Annotated in this window: 14 protein-coding genes and 2 tRNA genes; 7 read left to right on the top strand and 9 right to left on the bottom strand. The window is 69.9% G+C overall.

What is annotated here, in order from left to right; genetic code table 11:
• Nucleotides 1-206 precede the first annotated feature (206 nt).
• Both DDW44_RS17890 and DDW44_RS17885 read left to right on the top strand, forming a co-directional pair.
• Nucleotides 207-1433 carry a pyridoxal phosphate-dependent aminotransferase gene (locus tag DDW44_RS17890; protein WP_108907065.1) on the top strand — a complete coding sequence of 409 codons (1227 nt, stop codon included), beginning with the start codon at nt 207-209 and terminating at the stop codon, nt 1431-1433.
• Nucleotides 1434-1834: 401 nt separating this feature from the next.
• Nucleotides 1835-2854, top strand: coding sequence for an adenosine deaminase (locus tag DDW44_RS17885; RefSeq protein ID WP_027731867.1), 1020 nt, complete (start codon nt 1835-1837; stop codon nt 2852-2854).
• A 93-nt stretch (nt 2855-2947) separates the two neighbouring features.
• Here DDW44_RS17885 and DDW44_RS17880 read toward each other — a convergent pair whose 3' ends face one another.
• From DDW44_RS17880 to DDW44_RS17855, 6 genes are all read right to left on the bottom strand, one after another.
• Nucleotides 2948-4003, bottom strand: a complete 1056-nt coding sequence (locus tag DDW44_RS17880) for a UDP-N-acetylmuramate dehydrogenase (protein WP_108907064.1) — start codon at nt 4001-4003, stop codon at nt 2948-2950.
• Nucleotides 4004-4346: 343 nt separating this feature from the next.
• Nucleotides 4347-4775 carry a MaoC family dehydratase gene (locus tag DDW44_RS17875; RefSeq protein ID WP_017948774.1) on the bottom strand — a complete coding sequence of 143 codons (429 nt, stop codon included), beginning with the start codon at nt 4773-4775 and terminating at the stop codon, nt 4347-4349.
• A gap of 5 nt (nt 4776-4780) precedes the next feature.
• Nucleotides 4781-5233 carry a MaoC family dehydratase N-terminal domain-containing protein gene (locus DDW44_RS17870; RefSeq protein WP_017948773.1) on the bottom strand — a complete coding sequence of 151 codons (453 nt, stop codon included), beginning with the start codon at nt 5231-5233 and terminating at the stop codon, nt 4781-4783.
• Nucleotides 5234-5352: 119 nt separating this feature from the next.
• Nucleotides 5353-5517 (bottom strand): 50S ribosomal protein L33, encoded by a 165-nt coding sequence (gene rpmG, locus DDW44_RS17865; protein ID WP_003956487.1) that lies wholly within the window; start codon nt 5515-5517, stop codon nt 5353-5355.
• Nucleotides 5518-5603: 86 nt separating this feature from the next.
• A tRNA-Met gene (locus DDW44_RS17860) sits at nt 5604-5676 on the bottom strand.
• A 47-nt stretch (nt 5677-5723) separates the two neighbouring features.
• Nucleotides 5724-5796: transfer RNA gene (locus tag DDW44_RS17855), tRNA-Thr, on the bottom strand.
• Nucleotides 5797-6094: 298 nt separating this feature from the next.
• Here DDW44_RS17855 and DDW44_RS17850 point away from each other — a divergent pair.
• The 3 genes from DDW44_RS17850 (at nt 6095) to DDW44_RS17840 (ending at nt 9356) form a co-directional block, all read left to right on the top strand.
• The gene (locus tag DDW44_RS17850) at nt 6095-7342 is read left to right on the top strand and encodes an amidohydrolase family protein (protein ID WP_108907063.1); all 1248 of its coding nucleotides are present in this window, start codon (nt 6095-6097) and stop codon (nt 7340-7342) included.
• Between the two features lie 180 nt (nt 7343-7522).
• On the top strand, nt 7523-8179 hold the full coding sequence (locus DDW44_RS17845) for an NAD(P)H-binding protein (protein ID WP_026165425.1): 657 nt from the start codon (nt 7523-7525) through the stop codon (nt 8177-8179).
• Between the two features lie 718 nt (nt 8180-8897).
• Complete coding sequence (locus DDW44_RS17840; RefSeq protein ID WP_017948770.1) at nt 8898-9356, top strand: transglycosylase SLT domain-containing protein; 459 nt, start codon at nt 8898-8900, stop codon at nt 9354-9356.
• Between the two features lie 219 nt (nt 9357-9575).
• Here the strand turns inward: DDW44_RS17840 and DDW44_RS17835 are convergent, their stop codons facing one another.
• Complete coding sequence (locus tag DDW44_RS17835; protein WP_244224056.1) at nt 9576-11456, bottom strand: FAD-dependent monooxygenase; 1881 nt, start codon at nt 11454-11456, stop codon at nt 9576-9578.
• Nucleotides 11457-11975: 519 nt separating this feature from the next.
• On the opposite strand from DDW44_RS17835, the gene DDW44_RS17830 reads away from it, so the two are divergent.
• Complete coding sequence (locus tag DDW44_RS17830; protein WP_027731870.1) at nt 11976-13208, top strand: cation:proton antiporter domain-containing protein; 1233 nt, start codon at nt 11976-11978, stop codon at nt 13206-13208.
• Nucleotides 13209-13567: 359 nt separating this feature from the next.
• On the top strand, nt 13568-14398 hold the full coding sequence (gene nadE, locus DDW44_RS17825; RefSeq protein WP_108907061.1) for an ammonia-dependent NAD(+) synthetase: 831 nt from the start codon (nt 13568-13570) through the stop codon (nt 14396-14398).
• A 1320-nt stretch (nt 14399-15718) separates the two neighbouring features.
• Here the strand turns inward: nadE and DDW44_RS31725 are convergent.
• Together DDW44_RS31725 and DDW44_RS17820 are read right to left on the bottom strand one after the other, a co-directional pair.
• Complete coding sequence (locus tag DDW44_RS31725; protein WP_146207034.1) at nt 15719-16609, bottom strand: hypothetical protein; 891 nt, start codon at nt 16607-16609, stop codon at nt 15719-15721.
• Nucleotides 16610-16613: 4 nt separating this feature from the next.
• Entirely contained in the window at nt 16614-18887 is a 2274-nt protein-coding gene (locus DDW44_RS17820) for a WD40 repeat domain-containing protein (protein WP_167455508.1), read from the bottom strand.
• Nucleotides 18888-18925: the final 38 nt, after the last annotated feature.

The raw sequence follows: 18925 nt of genomic DNA, 5'->3' as shown, positions 1-18925 counted from the left end.
TCCGTGAGGGCCAACGACCAGTGAGTGTACGTGGTCGGGAGCCGTGCGTCGAACAGATAGCTTCGAGGCGGTTCCTGTCCGCGTTCCGTTCGGCCCCTGTCCGCGTCCCGTTCGGGCCCTTTCGGCCACCGCCCGGTCACCGTCGGCAACCGTCCGGCCCGCGAACCCCGGTGCCCTGGCACCCGGCGTTCTGGGAGCATGGCCGTATGAGCGCTGCTACTCCTCCCACCGAGCGCCGGGTCTCCGCCCGCATCGGCGCGATCTCCGAGTCCGCGACCCTCGCCGTCGACGCCAAGGCCAAGGCCCTCAAGGCCGCCGGCCGTCCGGTGATCGGTTTCGGCGCGGGCGAGCCGGACTTCCCGACCCCGGACTACATCGTCGCGGCCGCGATCGAGGCCTGCAAGAACCCGAAGTACCACCGCTACACCCCGGCCGGCGGCCTGCCGGAGCTGAAGAAGGCGATCGCGGAGAAGACGCTCCGCGACTCCGGCTACGTGGTCGACCCGGCGCAGGTGCTGGTGACCAACGGCGGCAAGCAGGCGATCTACGAGGCCTTCGCGGCGATCCTGGACCCGGGCGACGAGGTCATCGTGCCCGCGCCGTACTGGACGACGTACCCGGAGTCGATCCGGCTGGCCGGCGGTGTCCCGGTGGAGGTGGTCGCCGACGAGACCACCGGCTACCGGGTCTCCGTGGAGCAGCTGGAGGCGGCCCGTACGGAACGGACGAAGGTCGTCCTGTTCGTCTCCCCCTCCAACCCGACCGGCGCGGTCTACAGCCGGGCCGACACCGAGGCGATCGCCCGCTGGGCGCACGAGCACGGTCTGTGGGTGCTGACGGACGAGATCTACGAGCACCTGGTCTACGGCGACGCGGCCTTCACCTCCGTCCCCGCGCTGGTGCCCGAGCTGCGCGACAAGTGCATCGTGGTCAACGGCGTGGCGAAGACGTACGCGATGACCGGCTGGCGGGTGGGGTGGATCGTCGGCCCGAAGGACGTCGTCAAGGCCGCGACCAACCTGCAGTCGCACGCCACCTCCAACGTCTCGAACGTGGCGCAGGTCGCCGCGCTGGCCGCGGTCTCCGGCGACCTGGAAGCGGTGGCGAGGATGCGTGAGGCGTTCGACCGCCGCCGGCAGACCATCGTGCGGATGCTCAACGAGATCGACGGCGTGGTCTGCCCGGAGCCCGAGGGCGCCTTCTACGCGTACCCGTCGGTGAAGGGCCTGCTGGGCAAGGAGATCCGCGGGCGGCGGCCGAGCACCTCGGTGGAGCTCGCGGCGCTGATCCTGGATGAGGCCGAGGTCGCGGTCGTCCCCGGTGAGGCCTTCGGCACACCGGGCTACCTGCGCCTGTCGTACGCGCTGGGCGACGAGGACCTGGTCGAGGGCGTCTCGCGCATGCAGAAGCTGCTGGCGGAGGCCCGGGACTGAGGTTCCGTCCCCGCTGGGCCGGGCAGTAATCGGGCCCCGGTACCGGAAGGACGCTGCGGTGGTACGGGCCCCGGCCGTCCTTCCGGACGGCCGGGGCCCGTTCCCTTCCCCAGGGGGCCTCATCCCCGCGGGCCCGTCCCCGTCCCCACGGGCCCGGCCTCATCTCTTGCCGGGAGTGTGACGGTCCCCGGCGCGTTCCTTCGTCGTCGCCGCCCGGGATGTCACGGCTCGGATGTCACGGCTCGGGATGTCACGGCTCGGGATGTCACGGCTCGGGATGTCACGGCCCGGGATGTCACGGCTCGGGCGCCGAACCCGCCGGGCGCGTTCTTTCGTTCGGGCAAGGACCCGATCGGGGAAAGGGGCTGCCGGACGCCCGGTGTCTGCGGCAAGATCCTTCAATGGAGCGAGTACGCGACCTCAGCCTGCTGCCCAAGGCCCACCTGCATCTGCACTTCACCGGGTCGATGCGGCCCGGCACCCTGCTCGAGCTCGCCGACAAGTACGGTGTGCACCTCCCCGACGCGCTGACCGGCGGGGAGCCGCCGAAGCTCCGGGCGACGGACGAGCGGGGCTGGTTCCGCTTCCAGCGGCTCTACGACATCGCGCGGTCCTGTCTGCGGGAGCCCGAGGACATCCGGAGGCTGGTGCGGGAGACGGCCGAGGAGGACGTGCGGGACGGCTCGGGCTGGCTTGAGATCCAGGTCGACCCCACCTCGTACGCCCCGATGCTGGGCGGGCTGATCCCGGCGCTGGAGATCATCCTCGACTCCGTGGACGAGGCGGTGCGGGACACCGGGCTGGGGATGCGCGTCGTGGTCGCCGCCAACCGGATGAAGCATCCGCTGGACGCCCGCACGCTGGCGCGGCTGGCCGTGCGCTACTCCCACCGCGGCGTGGTCGGTTTCGGGCTCTCCAACGACGAGCGCCGCGGGCTGGCGAGGGACTTCGACCGCGCGTTCGCGATCGCCCGCGACGGCGGCCTGCTGGCGGCCCCGCACGGCGGCGAGCTGGCCGGGCCGGCCTCGGTGCGCGACTGCCTGGACGATCTGGACGCCTCCCGGATCGGCCACGGGGTACGCGCGGCGGAGGATCCAAGGCTGCTGCGCAAGCTGGCGGAGCGCGGTGTCACCTGCGAGGTCTGCCCCGCGTCGAACGTGGCCCTGGGGGTGTACGAGAAGCCCGAGGACGTACCCCTGCGCACGCTGTGGGACGCTGGCGTCCCGATGGCGCTGGGCGCGGACGACCCGCTGCTCTTCGGGTCACGGCTGGCGGCCCAGTACGAGATCGCCCGGCGCCATCACGGCTTCTCCGACGAGGAACTGGCCGAGCTCGCCCGCCAGTCCGTCCGGGCATCGGCAGCTCCGGGGCATGTACGCGACGCCCTGCTGGGCGGTATCGACGAGTGGCTGAAGGACTGACCGGGCCACCCCGTCGCAGCGGCCACTCCGTCGCAGCGGCCGGCGCGTGCGACGGCCGGCGCCCGCGGCGGCCGGCGCCTGCCCCGAACGGCCTCAGAGACCGACGCCGACCGTCACGGGCTCGTTGACGAGCGTGACCCCGAAGGCGTCCCGGACCCCGGCGACCACCTCGCGGGCGAGTGCCAGCAGGTCCTCGGTGGTGGCCTCGCCGCGGTTGGTGAGGGCCAGGGTGTGCTTGGTGGAGATCCGGGCGGGGCCGCTGCCGTAGCCCTTGGTGAAGCCGGCCCTGTCGATCAGCCAGGCGGCGGAGGTCTTGGTGTGCCCGTCACCGGCCGGGTAGGCGGGCGGGGTGACGTCCTCGCCGAGCCGGTCCCGCACCCGGCCGAGGAAGGTCTCGTACTCCGCAGCCGAAAGGATCGGGTTGGTGAAGAAGGAGCCGGCCGACCAGGTGTCGTGGTCGTCGGGGTCCAGGACCATGCCCTTGCCGGCACGCAGCTTCAGGACCGTCTCGCGGGCCGCGGCCAGCGGAACCCGGTCGCCCACCTCTGCCCCGAGCGCCCGCGCGGTCTCGGCGTACCTGAGGGGAGCGGACAGACCGCCCGCGTCCTCCAGCCGGAACCGGACGCGCAGCACCACATAGCGGTCGGGGGCGGCCTTGAAGCGGCTGTGGCGGTAGGTGAAACCGCAGTCGGCGTTCGGCACGGTGACCGTCTCGCCGGTGCGCCGGTCGTAGGCGACGACCTCGGTGATGGTGCTGGAGACCTCCTGGCCGTACGCCCCGACGTTCTGGATCGGGGTGGCGCCGGCCGAGCCGGGGATGCCGGAGAGGCATTCCACTCCGGCGAGCCCGGCCTCGACGGTGCGTGCCACGGCGTCGGTCCACACCTCGCCCGCGGCGAGCTCCAGCTCCCCGTCCTCCAGCCGGAAGCCGGCGGTGGCGATGCGCAGGGCGGTGCCGTCGAACCCCTTGTCCCCGATCACCAGGTTGCTGCCGCCGCCGATCAGCAGCAGCGGGGTCCCGGCGGCATCCGCCTCCCGGACGGTGGCGATCACCTCGTCGTCGGTGGTGGCCGTGACGAGACGGGTGGCCGGACCACCCAGGCGGAAGGTGGTCAGCGGGGCGAGAGGCGCGTCATGGAGTTCCAGCACGGGACAAGGGTACGGTCCGGGCCGTCGCCGCCCGGGGGCGGTCGGGGGCGGCCGGGCCCCGTGGGGGCCGTCGCCGTCCGGTGCTGCCTGGCGGCGCGGCGGGCGCGTCCCGGGCCGGGAGGCGCCCCGCCCCGGCGGCGGACGGGTCCGGACCGGGGGCGTGTGCGGACCCGGGATGCGTACGGGCCCGGGACGTGTCCGGGTTCACGCCGTTCGCGGGGAGCCCCGGAGCAGGGAAGCGGCCTCAGGAGAGCCGGACGACCGGCCCCGCCGCCGGGGCCCCGGGAGAACCCGACGACCGGCCCCGCACACGCGGTTTCCCGGCCGCCCGGCACACGCGGCCTCAGGAGAGCCGGACGACCGCCCGGGACATCCCGAGCACCTTCTGGCCCGCCGAGACCGCAGTCAGGTCGACACGCACCCGGTTGCCGTCCAGCTTCGCCGCGACCTTGCCGCCGACCTCGATGACCGCGCCCTGGTCGTCGTCCGGCACGACCACCGGCTTGGTGAAGCGGACCCCGTACTCGACGACCGCACCCGGGTCACCCGCCCAGTCGGTCACCACCCGCGCCGCCTCGGCCATCGTGAACATGCCGTGCGCGATCACGTCCGGGAGCCCGACCTCCCTGGCGAACTTCTCGTTCCAGTGGATCGGGTTGAAGTCCCCCGAGGCGCCCGCGTACCGCACCAGCGTCGCCCGGGTCACCGGGAAGGTCCGCACCGGCAGTTCGGTTCCGACCTCGACGTCCTCGTATGCGATCTTCGCCGCCATTGGGGTCAGCCCTCCTCGGCGGCGCGTGCCACCAGCTTGGTCCACGCGGTGACGACGTGCTCTCCGGCCTCGTCGTGCACCTCGCCGCGGATGTCCAGGATGTCGTTGCCCGCGAGCGACTTGATCGCCTCGATGGTGGAGGTGACCGACAGGCGGTCCCCCGCCCGCACCGGCCGGGTGTACGCGAACTTCTGGTCGCCGTGCACCACGCGGCTGTAGTCCAGGCCCAGCTGCGGGTCCTCGACCACCTCTCCCGCCGCCTTGAAGGTGATGGCGAACACGAAGGTCGGCGGGGCGATCACGTCCGCGTGGCCGAGCCGGCCGGCGGCCTCGGGGTCCGTGTACGCGGGGTTGGCGTCACCGATCGCCTCCGCGAACTCCCGGATCTTCTCCCGGCCGACCTCGTACGGCGCGGTGGGCGGATAGGTCCGCCCGACGAAGGACTGGTCGAGCGCCATGGACTCGCTACCTCCTGGTTTCCCTTACTGGCCGGTGGCCCCGGAACACTCGCCGGTAACCCCGGGACAAACGACACGAGGCCGCCCCCGGTGGGGACGGCCTCGCATTCGAGCCTGATTCAGCGCGTCTCGCGGTGCGCCGTGTGGGAGTTGCAGCGCGGGCAGTGCTTCTTCATCTCAAGACGGTCCGGGTTGTTGCGCCGGTTCTTCTTGGTGATGTAGTTCCGCTCCTTGCACTCCACGCAGGCCAGCGTGATCTTCGGGCGGACGTCGGTGGCAGCCACGTGAGTGCTCCTTGGACGGATGGACGGATTGAACGCAGAAAAGAGTAGCCGATCGAAGGACCGACCCCACAATCGGCTACTGTGTGTAGCGGTGACCGGACTTGAACCGGTGACACAGCGATTATGAGCCGCTTGCTCTACCGACTGAGCTACACCGCTTTGATGCCGGATCCCCTCGCCCGAGGGCGAGGATCACCCAACACCAGAGCCCCAATACGGAATCGAACCGTAGACCTTCTCCTTACCATGGAGACGCTCTGCCGACTGAGCTATTGGGGCGAGCGATGAAGACATTACACGGTCGGCCGCCGTTCGCCCAAATCCGTTTACAGGCCGCGTTGGCCGCCTTCGTCACCTCCCGGCGGCGTCCCGGCGCGTCCACCTCCCGTACCGCTCGGCGGACGCCGACGCCACCGCCGTCGCACCCGTCCCCGTACGCCACTCGTGGTCACACCGGTACGACTATTGCGCTCCTCCTCGATGCGGGGTCCAGGCGCCCCTAGGCTCGGCACACGCCGGGTGATCTTGATCGCCCCGCAGGCCGAGCGCAGGCCACTCCCCCGCCCTCAGGAGCGCGATGCCCGACAGCCAGGCGCAGCCGCCCGACGGCGCCACCGCGGACAGCACCACGCTGCTCCTGTGCGGCGCCAGGCTCACCGACGGCCGCACGGTCGACGTGCGGCTGAGCGGTGCGCGCATCGAGGCCGTCGGCACCGCCGGCAGCCTGAGCTCCGCGGCGACGACGCGCTCCGCCCGTGTGGACCTCGGCGGATATCTGCTGCTGCCCGCTCCCGCCGAGCCGCACGGCCACGCCGACACCGCGCTCACCGCGCTCGCGCCGGAGGGGCCGGTGTCGTACGCCACCGAGGACGTGCAGCGGCGCGCCACCGAGGCCGCGCTGCTCCAGCTCGGGCACGGGGCGACGGCGCTGCGCTCGCACGTGCGGATCGGCGATGTGCAGGGACTCGGGCCGCTGGAGGCCGTGCTGGAGGCGCGGCGGGCACTGCGCGGGCTGGCCGAGCTGACCACCGTCGCCGTACCCCGGCTGCTGACCGGGGTGGCGGGCGCCGACGGCCTGGCGATGCTGCGGGACGCGCTGAAGACGGGCGCGTCCGTGGTGGGCGGCAGCCCGGACGCCGATCCGGACCCGACCGGTTACCTGGAGGCGCTGCTGGAGGCCGCGGCGGAGCACGGCTGCCCGGTGGACCTGCACACCGACGGCGACGATCCGGCACGGCTGGCGCGGCTGGCCGCCATGGCCGGGGGCCTGCGCCCCGGTGTGTCGATCGGCCCGTGCGCCGGTCTGGCCAGGTTGCCCGCGGATGTGGCGTCCCGGACGGCGGACCAGCTGGCGGCCGCCGGGGTCACGGTCGTCTGCCTTCCACAGGGCGGCTGCGCGGGCTCCGAACTGCGCGGGGTCGCCCCCGTGCGGCTGCTGCGGGCGGCGGGAGTCCCCGTCGCCGCGGGCAGCGGAGCGATGCGGGACGTGGCGAACCCGGTGGGCCGCGGCGACCCGCTGGAGGCGGCCTTCCTGCTCGCCTCCCAGGGCGGACTGCGGGTCCCGGACGCGTACGACGCCGTGAGCGCGGCGGCGCGGGCTGCGATGGGCCTGCCGGAGGTGCGGGTGGAGGCGGGTTTCCCCGCCGAACTCCTCGCGGTCCGGGGCGAACGGCTCGCGGGCGTCCTCTCACTCGCGTACAGCCGCATCGTCATCCACCGGGGCCGCGTGGTGGCCCGGACCAGCGCGGTGCGTGAGTACTGCGACTCGGCGGCGGCGGTGGCGCTGGAACTGCCACGCCAGGGGCGTCCCGATCCGAGGCCGTGAGCGGGGCGGGCGGTGCGGCGGGGGTCCCGTCCGTTTGTCCGGTCCGCGCGTCCGGTCCGCGACTCCGAGGTGGTGGGCGAAGGGCCGCAGGGCGGGTACGGCCCGAGGGTGGCCGAAAATGCCCCCCGGGTCCCCGGCCGTCGCGCGCACGGGGTGCCGGACGGGCGTACGGTCGGGAGCATGCGCATAGTCATCGCTGGAGGACACGGCCAGATCGCGATGCGCCTGGAGCGGCTGCTCGCAGCCGGCGGGCACGAGCCGGTGGGCATCATCCGGAAACCGGAGCACGGCGACGACCTGCGGCAGGCCGGTGCGGAGCCCTGCCTGCTGGACCTGGAGTCCGCCTCGGTGGAGGAGGTCGCCGCGGTGCTGCAGGGCGCGGACGCGGCGGTGTTCGCGGCGGGCGCCGGTCCGGGGAGCGGCGCCGGGCGGAAGAAGACGGTGGACCGGGACGCCGCGGTGCTCTTCGCCGACGCGGCCGAGCGAGCCCGGGTGCGGCGGCATGTCGTCGTGTCGGCCATGGGCGCCGACCCCGGACACCGGGGCGACGAGGTCTTCGACGAGTACCTGCGGATGAAGGGCGAGGCGGACGCCTACGTACGGGGCAAGGAGACCCTGGACTGGACGATCCTGCGCCCCGGGATGCTGACGAACGACGCCGGCACCGGGCTCGTGCGGCTGGAGGCCGGCACCGGGCGCGGCACGATCCCGCGGGACGACGTGGCCGCGGTGATCGCGGAACTGCTGGACAGTTCGGCGACGGCGGGTCTCGTCCTGGACGTGATCAGCGGAAAGGTGCCTGTCACGGTCGCGGTGAAGGCGGTCGCGGGCAACTAAGCCCGCTTGCCGCCGACGCCGGCCTCTCACCGCAACCCCACCGCAGCCCCGCCGTCGCACACCTGATCACTGCCTGAGCCGTGCCTGAGCCGTGCCTGAGCAGCAGCGGAGCCGAGCGGGACACGGCGGGGGCCGGGCGGTCGGCAGGGCCGAGGGGCGAGCCTGGACCTGGGTTCAGGCCCAGGTCTGAGCCCGGGTACGAGTACGGGTCCGGGGCCCGGAAACCGGCCACGCTCCGGCATGAGCGCTGCGACGGGTGTCGAGCGGGACACGGACGGACGGGATACGGAACCGGCCTTCCGCCCGTCCGGTCGATCACCTACGCACATATCGCGACGATCCCTGATACGCCGTCATAGGCATGCGCTCGAAAGCGCGTTGACCCAGGGGACGCACCCCGATCGGCGAGACGCCCGCTCCGGCGACATTCCCGTTCCCGCGAATCCCCCGTGCGCCACCAGCGGCGGAAATCACCCCGCACACAGCCGGACGACCCCGGGGCGCCACCCGTTCCACCACCCTGCCCGAACTGTCACGTGACGGGAACCACATCACGCTTTACCTCGCATTTATTCCTCTTGTGGTGCCAATCACAGAATTGCCTCTTGTCGTCGCCCCTCTCCGCTCGGATGCTGAAAACACCGGCGGAAATCCCCATTCCCGATTAACCGCCTTGCATGGGATCGGAACCCCAGGATTCATGTGAAAGGGCGGCGTCATGCAGCTTTCCCCCCTCCCCCGCAGAGCGACCTCCAGGATCGCCAAGTACCTCGTGGCCGGCATCGCGGCCGCCACCGTCGTGACGGGTGTGACCTCGGCCGTCGCACCAGCCGAGGCCTCCGCGGCGCCCGCCAGCACGCAGCGGATCGACGGCTGGATCAAGCACTCTCTGATGATCATGAAGGCCAAGGGAATTCCCGGCAGCTACGACGGGATCCACCGCAACCTGATGCGCGAATCGAGCGGCGACCTGTACGCGATCAACCTCTGGGATTCAAATGCCAAAAAGGGCATTCCATCCAAGGGTCTCATGCAGGTAATTGACCCCACATTTCGGACATACCACGTGGACGGCACCTCGTGGGACATTTATGACCCAATTGCAAATATCACTGCGGCGTGCAATTACGCGGCCAAGCGCTACGGGTCCATCGACAACGTGAACGGCCCCTACTGACCCTACTGATCCGCTGTCCCGGGCGGGCGGAACACGCTTCACCACGTCCGGGGCAATGACGCCGGCCGCACCGGCACCAAGGCTCCCGACCCCAGCGGCGGGCGCCTCACCCCCGTCGCGGTTCGACCGCACCGGCCGCACCGGCGGCGTGTGGGCGGACCGTGGCAGGTGCGGACATTCGCCGGGCCGGGAGGCGGCGCGCGGTGCGGTGGTCCGCGCCTACAGCCGGAAGACCCGCGCCAGCTCCTCGGACAGCGCCGCTACCGAACCGGCACCGGTCAACGGCGCCACACGCGCGGACAGATAGCCGTCCGGCCGTACGACAAAGGCCGCAGCGCCCGTGGTGCGGTAGGCGCGGGCGAACTCGCCCCGGCTGTCGAGGAAGGCGGGCAGGTGACGCCCGTCCGCGTCCGTCGCGTAGCCCACGAGTTCCGCGGGGTCCCCCGCGCCGCTGCCGGCCACCCCGGACGCGACGGACGTGCCCCGGCTCGCACCCGTGCCTTCCGCACCGGCGTCCGCCCCCGTACACGTATCCGTATCCGCACCGGCGTCCGTGCCCGTACCAGCCTGCGTCTCCGCGTCCGTACTCGCACCAGCCTCCGCGTCCGGGTCCGGGTGCGTACCCGAGCCGGCGTCCGGGGCGACCAGTACCAGGGCGGTCATCTGCCCGTCCGTCAGATGGCGGATTGCGGTGGCGACCTCGGCGCACCCGCCCAGCGCGGCGGCCGAGTCGGCATGGAGCAGGAGCACATGGCCCCGCTCGCGCAGCAGGTCGTACAGCCGCAGGGGAAGCGCGGCGATGCCCCCGGTGAGACCGCCGCAGTCGGGCGCCCGGTCGCCGGGGCCGGGGCCCACCAGGCCCGGCGTGCCCCGGCCCACGACGGGGCTGTCCGGATAGGCGACGAGCAGCTGGGCCTCACGCAGCATGATGGTCGTGAAGTCGTCGGCATCGGCATCGGCCTGGACGCCCTGGGCGGCGTGCCGGACCGTGCGTTCCACGACCTCCTCGCCGACGGGGCGGCGCTCGGCGTCATAGCTGTCGAGCAGGTGGGGCTGGGCGGCGCCCCGCACGGTGAGAGCCAGTTTCCACGCGAGGTTGCAGGCGTCCTGGATACCGGTGTTCATGCCCTGGGCACCGGTCGGCGGGTGAATGTGTGCGGCGTCGCCGGCGATGAAGACCCGCCCGTCCGCGTACTTGTCCACCAGGCGGTGGCTGATCCGGAAGACGGAGGACCAGCGCATGGCCGAAGCCGTGGTGGGCTCCGGGGCCAGCCGGTCGAGTACGGCCTGGATGTGCTCGATGCCGGGCGCCCGCTGCCCGGTCTCCAGCCCGTGCGCGACACCGTTCCGGGAGCCCTGCTCCCCCGCGGGCCGGTGGGCGACGGAGAGTTCCGGCGGGACGAGCATGGACACGCGGTAGCGGCCGCGGCCGGGCAGCGGGATGCAGACGAGCAGGTCGTCGACGGTCCCGTCGTCGCCATGGTGCACGGCGCGGACGCCGTAGCCCGGCGGCAGGCCCCAGTCGACCTCGACGTCCGCAAGCATGTACTCCTCGGGGAAGGCGGCTCCCTCGAAGGTGAGCCCTAGCGTCTTGCGGACGACGCTGTGGGCCCCGTCGCAACCGACGAGGAACCGGGACCGGACCTCCTCCTCACGGCCGTCGACCGTGACGATCCTGCTGAGGACCCCGTCCGTGTCCTGCGTGAACGAGACCAGCTCCGTGGCGCGCTCGATCCGGGTGCCGAACCGGGCGAGGTGCTCCTCGATGACGCGCTCGGTCTCGTACTGCGGCAGCGCCGCGAAACCGTAGGGGACGTCCGGCGGCAGCCGGAGGTCGATGCGTCCCTGCTCGGAACCGTCCGCGTAGAGCAGTTGGCCGCGCATCGGCACGGCCGCGTCCAGGGCTTCGCGGACCATCCCCATCCGGTCCCAGATCTCCAGGGTCCGCGGCTGGATCCCCACGGCCTTGGCGTACGGGAGCCGGGCCGGGAGCCGGTCGACGATGCGGCAGTCCGCGCCGTGCCGCCGCAGCTCGGCGGCCGCGGTCAGTCCCACCGGTCCGGCACCCACGATCAGCACATCGGTGTCCACCACTGGCATCTCCCACCGAGAGCCCCCGGCTGGGCCGTCCCTCCGTGTCCGCTGTCCCTCCATGTTCGGCCGCCGGGCCGGCTCTGGCGAGTCGGGCCTGTTCACGACCGCCGTCCGCAGGCCGGAGGCGTCGGCCATGGGCGTTCCGCCGGGGTGTGCTCGCCCGGCTCGGTCTCCGGGAGGACCCGCCCGGTACGTGGCCGCGAGGGCCCGGCGGAACGTTCCACCTCAGCCCGTACCCGTCCCCCTTCCCGTATCCGTCCCCCTTCCCGTACTCGTGCCCGCACCCCTTCCCGTACCCGCTCCCGTTTTGGCAGTCCTCGCCGCTCCCCGGATCCCCTTCCTCCTCAATTCCTCTTCCAAGAGGCGGACTTCACAGCGAAGCGTGTGCGAATCCCGAACACCCGCCCCGTAACGGGGAACGCAAAAGGCCGATTCCTCGGCGCCGTCGACGCCGGCTGCGGGAATCCGCCGCTCTAAGCTCGGTTTCCGAGCCCGGCGATGCGCGGAACGGAAAGCGGGGGTCGCATGCTTGCCGTCACGGTCATCGCGGGAATTCTCTTCGTGTGGTCGCTGCTGGCGCTCAGGCTCTCGCGCTGGAGTATCACCGCGCCCATCGCGATGATGGCGGCGGGCATCGCGCTGACGGCCGGTTCGGATCCTCCCCTGCGCTTCGAGCTCGAGACGACCGCCTTCGAGCACGCGGTGGAGGTGATCCTGGCCCTGCTGCTGTTCGTCGACGCCATCGAGGTCCCCGGCCGGATCATGGGCCGCGAGAAGAACATCGTCCTCCGTCTGCTCGGCGGCGGACTGCCGTTGACGCTCTGCGCCGCGTTCCTGAGCGGCCTCCTCCTCTTCCCCGGTCAGTCCGGATGGCTGCTCGCGGTACTGGCGACCGTCGTCGTCCCGCTGGACCTCGCCCCCACCGCGTCCGTGGTCCGCGACCGGCGGATCCCCGCGCGCCTGCGCGAGGTCCTCAACGTCGAGGGGGGCCTCAACGACGGCATCGTCTCCCCGGTCTTCCTCCTCTGCGTCGCGGCGGCCGTGGAATCGCACGATGTGCGCTCCGACTACGGGGAAGCGCTGCTGACGGCGGTGGACGCGGCCGGCTGGGCCCTCGCCACCGGACTGTTCGTGGGCTGGACGGCGGGCTGGTTGCTGCGCACGTCGTGGTCGCGGGGGTGGACACAGACGCATGCGATGCGCCTGGGCGTGCTCGCCGTGCCGTTGGTGGCGTACACCTTCTCCAGCGCTGTGGGCGGAAACGGCTTCGTGGCAGCCTTCATTGCCGGTGTCGTCTTCGGGCCGGCGGTGCAAGAGCTGCCGGCGTCGGCGGTGGAGTTGACCGACGACCTGGTCACACTCCTCAGCCTCGCGCTGTGGTTCGTCTTCGGCCAGATCGTCAACAACGCCTTCTGGCCCGGCTTCCAGACCACGGTCGTCCTCTACGCGCTGCTCGCCGTCACACTCGTCCGCATGGTCCCCGTACTCCTCGTCCTCATGGGAGCGGGAATGAGCCGGACGGACAAGCTCTTCCTCGGCTGGATGGGACCGAGGGGCGTGACCTCCGTCGTCTTCGGCTCCCTGGCGGTCATCGAACTCCCCGACGCGAGTGCGGACTTCGTCTCCCGCGTCATGGTGGTCACGGTGATGCTCAGCATCGTGCTCCACGGACTGAGCGCCGAGCCGATCGCCCGCTACTACGCCCGTCGTACCGGGAAGCCCCGGCCGGCCGCTCCGGCGGCCGGCGCCGGGCCCTGACCTCCAGCGGCCACGCACACCCCTCAGTGGTGGGTGCCCGATGGTGGCCCGGTGGTGGCTGCCCGGTGGTGGGTGCCCGCCCCGCACCCCGACCGGTCACGGCCGCACCGCACCCCGAGTGCCGGTGTCCGTCGGGCCCGGACCTCGGTGGCCTCGCACGGAAGCACAGCCCGGGCTCCCGCCGAGCGCACCGGAGCGGAGCCCGGGTGTCGGCGTTCCACCCCCGCCCGTCCGCGAAGCAACACCGCGAAGCACTACCCGGTGCGTCCCTCCTGACCTGCGAGGAAGCGCCTCACTCCGGACAGGCTAGGGTGAGCGCGACAGCGGCAGACCGCCGCCGATCCGAGCAAGGAGCAGACGTGAGCGAGTCGGCGTCCATCGCCCTGCAGCAGGAGATAGCCCGGGAACTCCAGGTCGCCGGGACCTTCGAGGCCGAGCACGAGATCGAGCGCCGGGTGGCCTTCCTCGCCGACAGTCTGACCTCCACCGGTCTGCGTTCCCTGGTACTCGGCATCAGCGGCGGCGTCGACTCCACCACCACCGGTCGGCTCTGCCAGCTCGCGGTGGAACGCGCCCGCGCGGCCGGGCACGAGGCGCGGTTCCACGCGATGCGCCTGCCGTACGGGCTTCAGGCGGATGAGCACGACGCGCAGCTCGCGCTGGCCTTCATCCGCGCCGACCAGGTGCTGACCGTGGACGTCAAGCCGGCCAGCGACGCCGCGCTCGCCGCCTTGCCGGCCTCCGGCGTGAGCTTCCGCGACGCCCACCACCGGGACTTCGTGCTCGGCAACATCAAGGCCCGGCAGCGGATGATCGCCCAGTACGCGGTGGCGGGCGCGCACGACGGGCTGGTCGTCGGCACCGACCACGCCGCCGAGGCGGTCTCCGGCTTCTTCACCAAGTTCGGCGACGGCGCCGCGGACCTGGTGCCGCTGACCGGCCTGACCAAGCGCCGGGTGCGCGCCGTCGCCGACGCGCTGGGTGCACCCGCCGAACTGGTGTGGAAGACCCCGACGGCCGACCTGGAGACCCTCGCCCCGGGCAAGGCGGACGAGGACGCGCTCGGGGTCACCTACGACGACATCGACGACTTCCTGGAGGGCAAGCCGGTGGACGAGCGCGCCTTCGAGACCATCGTCCGCCGCTACCGCGCCACCGGCCACAAGCGCGCCCTGCCCGTCGCCCCCTGAGGGTCGGCGCTCACCCGAAGGCGGAAACCGACGGCACCTCCGCGCCGCAGAAAGCGCGCCGAGCGCCCGTATGACCTTCGCCATGGACCGCCGCGGCCGGTCTGCGCTGATGGCGTCGAGAATTCTCGTCCACGTGTCGTCCGGAGACGCTGATGGAGAGCGGGATTCAGTGAGACAGGGCGAGACGGTCGCACACTGAACACCGGCACGGCAGAACGGCCCCTGATGCGCGTTTCCGCAGATCAGGGGCCGTTCTCATCGCGTGGCGGCGCCAGGATTCGAACCTGGGTAGGCTAAGCCGACGGATTTACAGTTCACTGCCTGGCGCGATCGGATCCCGCCTCTCACCTGCGAATACGTCCACCTGCACTCCCCTTCGCGGACCTGCGGCCCGCAGCTGGCCCGGATCTTGCTCTGACAGCCACCACTCCCACCCGCTCACGGGGCTTCGAGCCGGCATCTCCACCACGGGTCGCGCGGCGAGGCGAACGGTCGTTGAGCGTGCGGGCGAGGAAGCGCTCATCAATCGGCTTGAGCAGCATGCGGAGCTCACGCGCCGAGCTCCGGCAGAGGCTGGAGCACAGCTCTTCCAAGAACGCGCGGACGTCGGCGCCGGTGAAGGGATCACAGCACTCGCAGCCGTCGCCCTCCGGCGCGGCGTACATCACCCACGGCCCGGGCTTGTACGCCATGGCCCGCCATCGCGTCATAGCTCGGTGCGCATCACCGGACCAGTACCAGCACCGCTCACTCGGGCAATCTCGGCAAGGGCCCTGGGAGAGAGCCCAGGGATCGCCGCTCTGCTGTCCCACGGGTGTGGGACAAGTTGCAGGTCCATCCTGACCTGCGAGGAAGCCCTACGCGGCATAGTCCTTTCGTACGTCAGTCATGCGGCAATCATGCACGGCTCCACACCACCTGCCCACTGCCTTTGTGCCAGTCCGTCACCGCGGCCTGGGCATGAGATGAACGGACGAGGCCTCGCAGGAACGATTGACCACCTGATGCTGCAACACTGCTGACGTCACGACAGTTCTCAAGAGGATCACTTTCCGCCGCGCCCGGCCCCCAGACCAGCCGTTTCCCCTCTGATAAAGCTTCAGCCCTTGCCTGAGCCACGCCTGGCCACACTCCCCCCAGGTGCAAGCGTTCAATGGAGGCCATGGAACGCCTCCACAGGGCCCGATCCGAGCACCAGGCCCTGTGCCGGATGCTGCCCGGATCCGTAGAGCCGACCGAGGGCTGGACCGGGGCGAAGCTGTAGTCCGCCACGAGCATGGTCCTTGTACGCGGATACACCTACCGCAAAGGTCTGGCAGCTCACGGCGGCCGCCCATGGCCCGGAGATTCCTCTGCCACCGGGGACTCACACGACTCGCCCTGCGCCGCAAGCCCCCTTACAGCGTCGGCGAGCTGCCGGGAAGCTAGGTAGTTCTTGGCAAGGTGAAAGTCGAATGCGCTGATCAGGGTGTGTCGATCAACATCAACGCCAGCGAAGTTCTGCGAAATTCCGCCGGGTGGAATCGCAACAATGTCACCAGGGTCAGCCAAGTTCACCCACTTCCTGACTCCCGGCGGACGTCCAGGCGTCCGAACTTCAGGGCCGGGCTGGAGTCGGGGGAAAACCGCATGCGGTAGGGCTAGGGGTGAGCCGATAGTGATCAGCAAGTCGACATTGATCTCTGTCCGCTCCCAGAGCGCTTCGTATGTGACCACAGACCCCAGAGAATGGGCGATGATGATCTGTGGCCGGTGCTGTGCCCAAGCTTGCGCCACTCGCGCACGAGCGGAGACACGAGCAGCACCAGTTGGCTCTTCCAGATAGGTCGCAACTTCCTTGAAGAACCGCGCGACGAACCGCTCGGTTGGGACTTTACCCAGGGATCTACTTTGAGCTAGCCACGAAACTGCCTGACGAATCGGCCACGTTCCCGGTCCGGCGGCGATCTCCTGAGGTGGTTTCAGGGCCTCAAACCATTCTCGAGCAAGCTCCAACGCGAACCCGTCCAGGTCGTCGAGATCATCTGCGGCTCCTTGCTTACCAGCTGGCCGCAATAGGTCAGCGAAATAGGCGACAGCTGTCTCCAGACCGCAATCGGCCAAGCGCATTTCAAGCGCTGCACGCCAGATTAATGCCAGACTTCGCGCCGCCTCGGCTGACGACTCGCCTGTACGGAAATTTCCCACACCGTGCACACCAAGCACCCGCATACTGCTACATCCCCCAGCCTTGTTCCATGACAATGACTTCAAGCCCACTGCCTACGACCAACGTGCCCCCGGAACCTGCCGCCAGAGCACCTACAGGCTCCGGCATGGGAAGGACGTCCACGACACGGGCATCCCGAAGATCCCAGATGCGCACGGTACGGTCTCTACTTCCCGTAATGGCGACCGGGCGCTTGCCCAATGTGGTGCAGGTGATCGCACTAATAGCATCGACATGACCGTCCAGTAGTCCGTGAAATGAGCCATCTCGCAACCGCCATACTCCGGCCTTCCCATGGCTGAAGCCGACGACCACCAGTGGCTCTCCGGAAAGGCTCATGCACCCAACCGCAGTCACCTGCTCGAGGTTTAGGTCCTCGCGCAGAGCGAGACGTCTTGAAGTTCCTGTGGCCAGTTCCCAGATATACATGCCAGCTACCACAATGGGCACACCGTCTACCGTGCAGCAAGCGAGTGCTCCTGAGTGCATGTCACGTCGATTCGCCCTCCACCTTTGGACCAGCTGCCCCGTGGCCATGTCCCACAACCGCAAGTCCTGAGCAGAACCCGCCGTGACTGCTACTGCGCGACCTTCCAGCGTCGTGCACGCCACCGCTGAATTGGTAAGCCGGGTGTGGGGATCAAGTTGTGAGACATCGAACCGTTCCTCGTTCGCGAGGATGTCCCAGCACTGCAAGGCACCATTAACGAGCGCGGCGGCAGCTGGCCTACCTTCCACGTAGCAGAAGGCGATGTCGGCGATCTCCTCGCAGTCTGCAGACCAAACGGTGTGCTCCTCAAGCGGAACAGTTGCGGGTGCGAGGCGCACTGTGGCGTCGCTGCTGACACTGACGATCAGGCTATCGTCGGCGGTATCGCCGAAGACCACTGTGCCGATGACCTCGGTACCATGACCGATCTGGGGCGTACCGTGCCGATGCCCGAGCGTAAGGTCCCAGAACCGAATCATGTTGTCGCCGCGAGTGCCTGCCGTCATGGCTACTGGTCGACCATCCATCACCGCACTGTCCACTGCAACGATGCCCGCCGGATGGCGGGGGATCAACTCGCCCACCGGTTGGCTACGAGTCAAACTTCGCACATCGGCCATGCCGTTCTCGTGGGCGATGAGAACCGCTGGCTGGCCGCCAGTGACGGCGTAAGCCAGGGAGGTAATTGGGGCGTGCGTTGACTCGGTGAGCTCGTGACGATAGCGGGATGACGATGACCGATGCCATCCACGGGTAATCGCGTAACCCGTTCGAAGATCCCACATCTTGACCTCCCCATCCCAGTGTCCGGTGAAGAGGAATCTCCCATCTGGCGACGACGTCAGCGCTGTCACCGTGTCGGGTCCGATGGGAAACGCTCTCTGCATTTCTCCACTAGCTAGGTCCCACGCACGGACGACACCATCACCGATACCACCAGCTGTGACGGCTGTAGTTTGACCCTCAATCGTTGCAATCGCTAGCCCGGAGATACCTCCGCTGTGTCCAGTCTCGATGACAGCACCGGGTCCTCCGGAAGCAAGGTCCCATACGTGCAAGGTGTTGTCCCCAGTTCCGCCGGCGGTGACGGCGGCCGGACGTTCACCGACCGTTGTGCACGCAACAACGGACACCGCACTGACGTGGGCACCTGCGACGGCCCACTCTGGGCGCACCTCGTCCTCACTCATGCCCATCCAGTCCACCGGCCCTGATTCCAGCAGGATGGTTTGCATCCGGACACTGCCATCCACATGACCTGTTACGACTCGGACAGCTGAGTCGTCCTTGTAAACGCAGGCAACCGCCGAAACATCCTGATCGCCGGCGTCAAACTGCCTCTGCTTGGTCGTACCTTCAGAGTCAGCGTCCCGCTGCCAGATACTCACCTCATGGCCGCTGAAAGCTACGACGGCTACCTGGCCCTCCAAGCCATTGAGGCACACCGCACCGTGTGTTTCAGCGCCTCTAAAGGGATACTCCACCAATAGGCCGCTGAGGACCTGGGAGCCCGTGGCCCATCGAGGTCGCCATACGCCAGGCAACAGGCCATCGCACAGAGCGTCCACCAGTTGTGTCGCTCCAAGGCGGGCGGCATCAACAGCCAGTAGGTTCCTACGGGACGCCGCAGCGAGACGGCGGTGTTGGGAAAGAGACACGCAGTATACGGCTGCGGCCAACTGAGCGCGTTGTGAACGGGCCTGTGCCAGCACACGGATCAGCGCCTCGGGGTCTGCGTGAGCAAGGAAGAGGGGGTCTGAAAGAAGTTCGTCGGCGCGTTCGGCGTCCACAGCGTGCTCAATTGCGTGTCGCAGAGTGTATTCGGGTG

Source organism: Streptomyces tirandamycinicus (genome assembly GCF_003097515.1).
Lineage (GTDB): Bacteria > Actinomycetota > Actinomycetes > Streptomycetales > Streptomycetaceae > Streptomyces > Streptomyces tirandamycinicus.
This window is presented reverse-complemented; position numbering and strand designations above follow the sequence as displayed.

Coding starts and splice junctions, on each gene's coding strand:
- DDW44_RS17890 (WP_108907065.1), top strand. CDS start 207: ATGAGCGCTGCTACTCCTCCCACCGAGCGCCGGGTCTCCGCCCGCATC.
- DDW44_RS17885 (WP_027731867.1), top strand. CDS start 1,835: ATGGAGCGAGTACGCGACCTCAGCCTGCTGCCCAAGGCCCACCTGCAT.
- DDW44_RS17875 (WP_017948774.1), bottom strand. CDS start 4,775: ATGGCGGCGAAGATCGCATACGAGGACGTCGAGGTCGGAACCGAACTG.
- DDW44_RS17870 (WP_017948773.1), bottom strand. CDS start 5,233: ATGGCGCTCGACCAGTCCTTCGTCGGGCGGACCTATCCGCCCACCGCG.
- DDW44_RS17850 (WP_108907063.1), top strand. CDS start 6,095: ATGCCCGACAGCCAGGCGCAGCCGCCCGACGGCGCCACCGCGGACAGC.
- DDW44_RS17845 (WP_026165425.1), top strand. CDS start 7,523: ATGCGCATAGTCATCGCTGGAGGACACGGCCAGATCGCGATGCGCCTG.
- DDW44_RS17840 (WP_017948770.1), top strand. CDS start 8,898: ATGCAGCTTTCCCCCCTCCCCCGCAGAGCGACCTCCAGGATCGCCAAG.
- DDW44_RS17835 (WP_244224056.1), bottom strand. CDS start 11,456: ATGCCAGTGGTGGACACCGATGTGCTGATCGTGGGTGCCGGACCGGTG.
- DDW44_RS17830 (WP_027731870.1), top strand. CDS start 11,976: ATGCTTGCCGTCACGGTCATCGCGGGAATTCTCTTCGTGTGGTCGCTG.
- DDW44_RS31725 (WP_146207034.1), bottom strand. CDS start 16,609: ATGCGGGTGCTTGGTGTGCACGGTGTGGGAAATTTCCGTACAGGCGAG.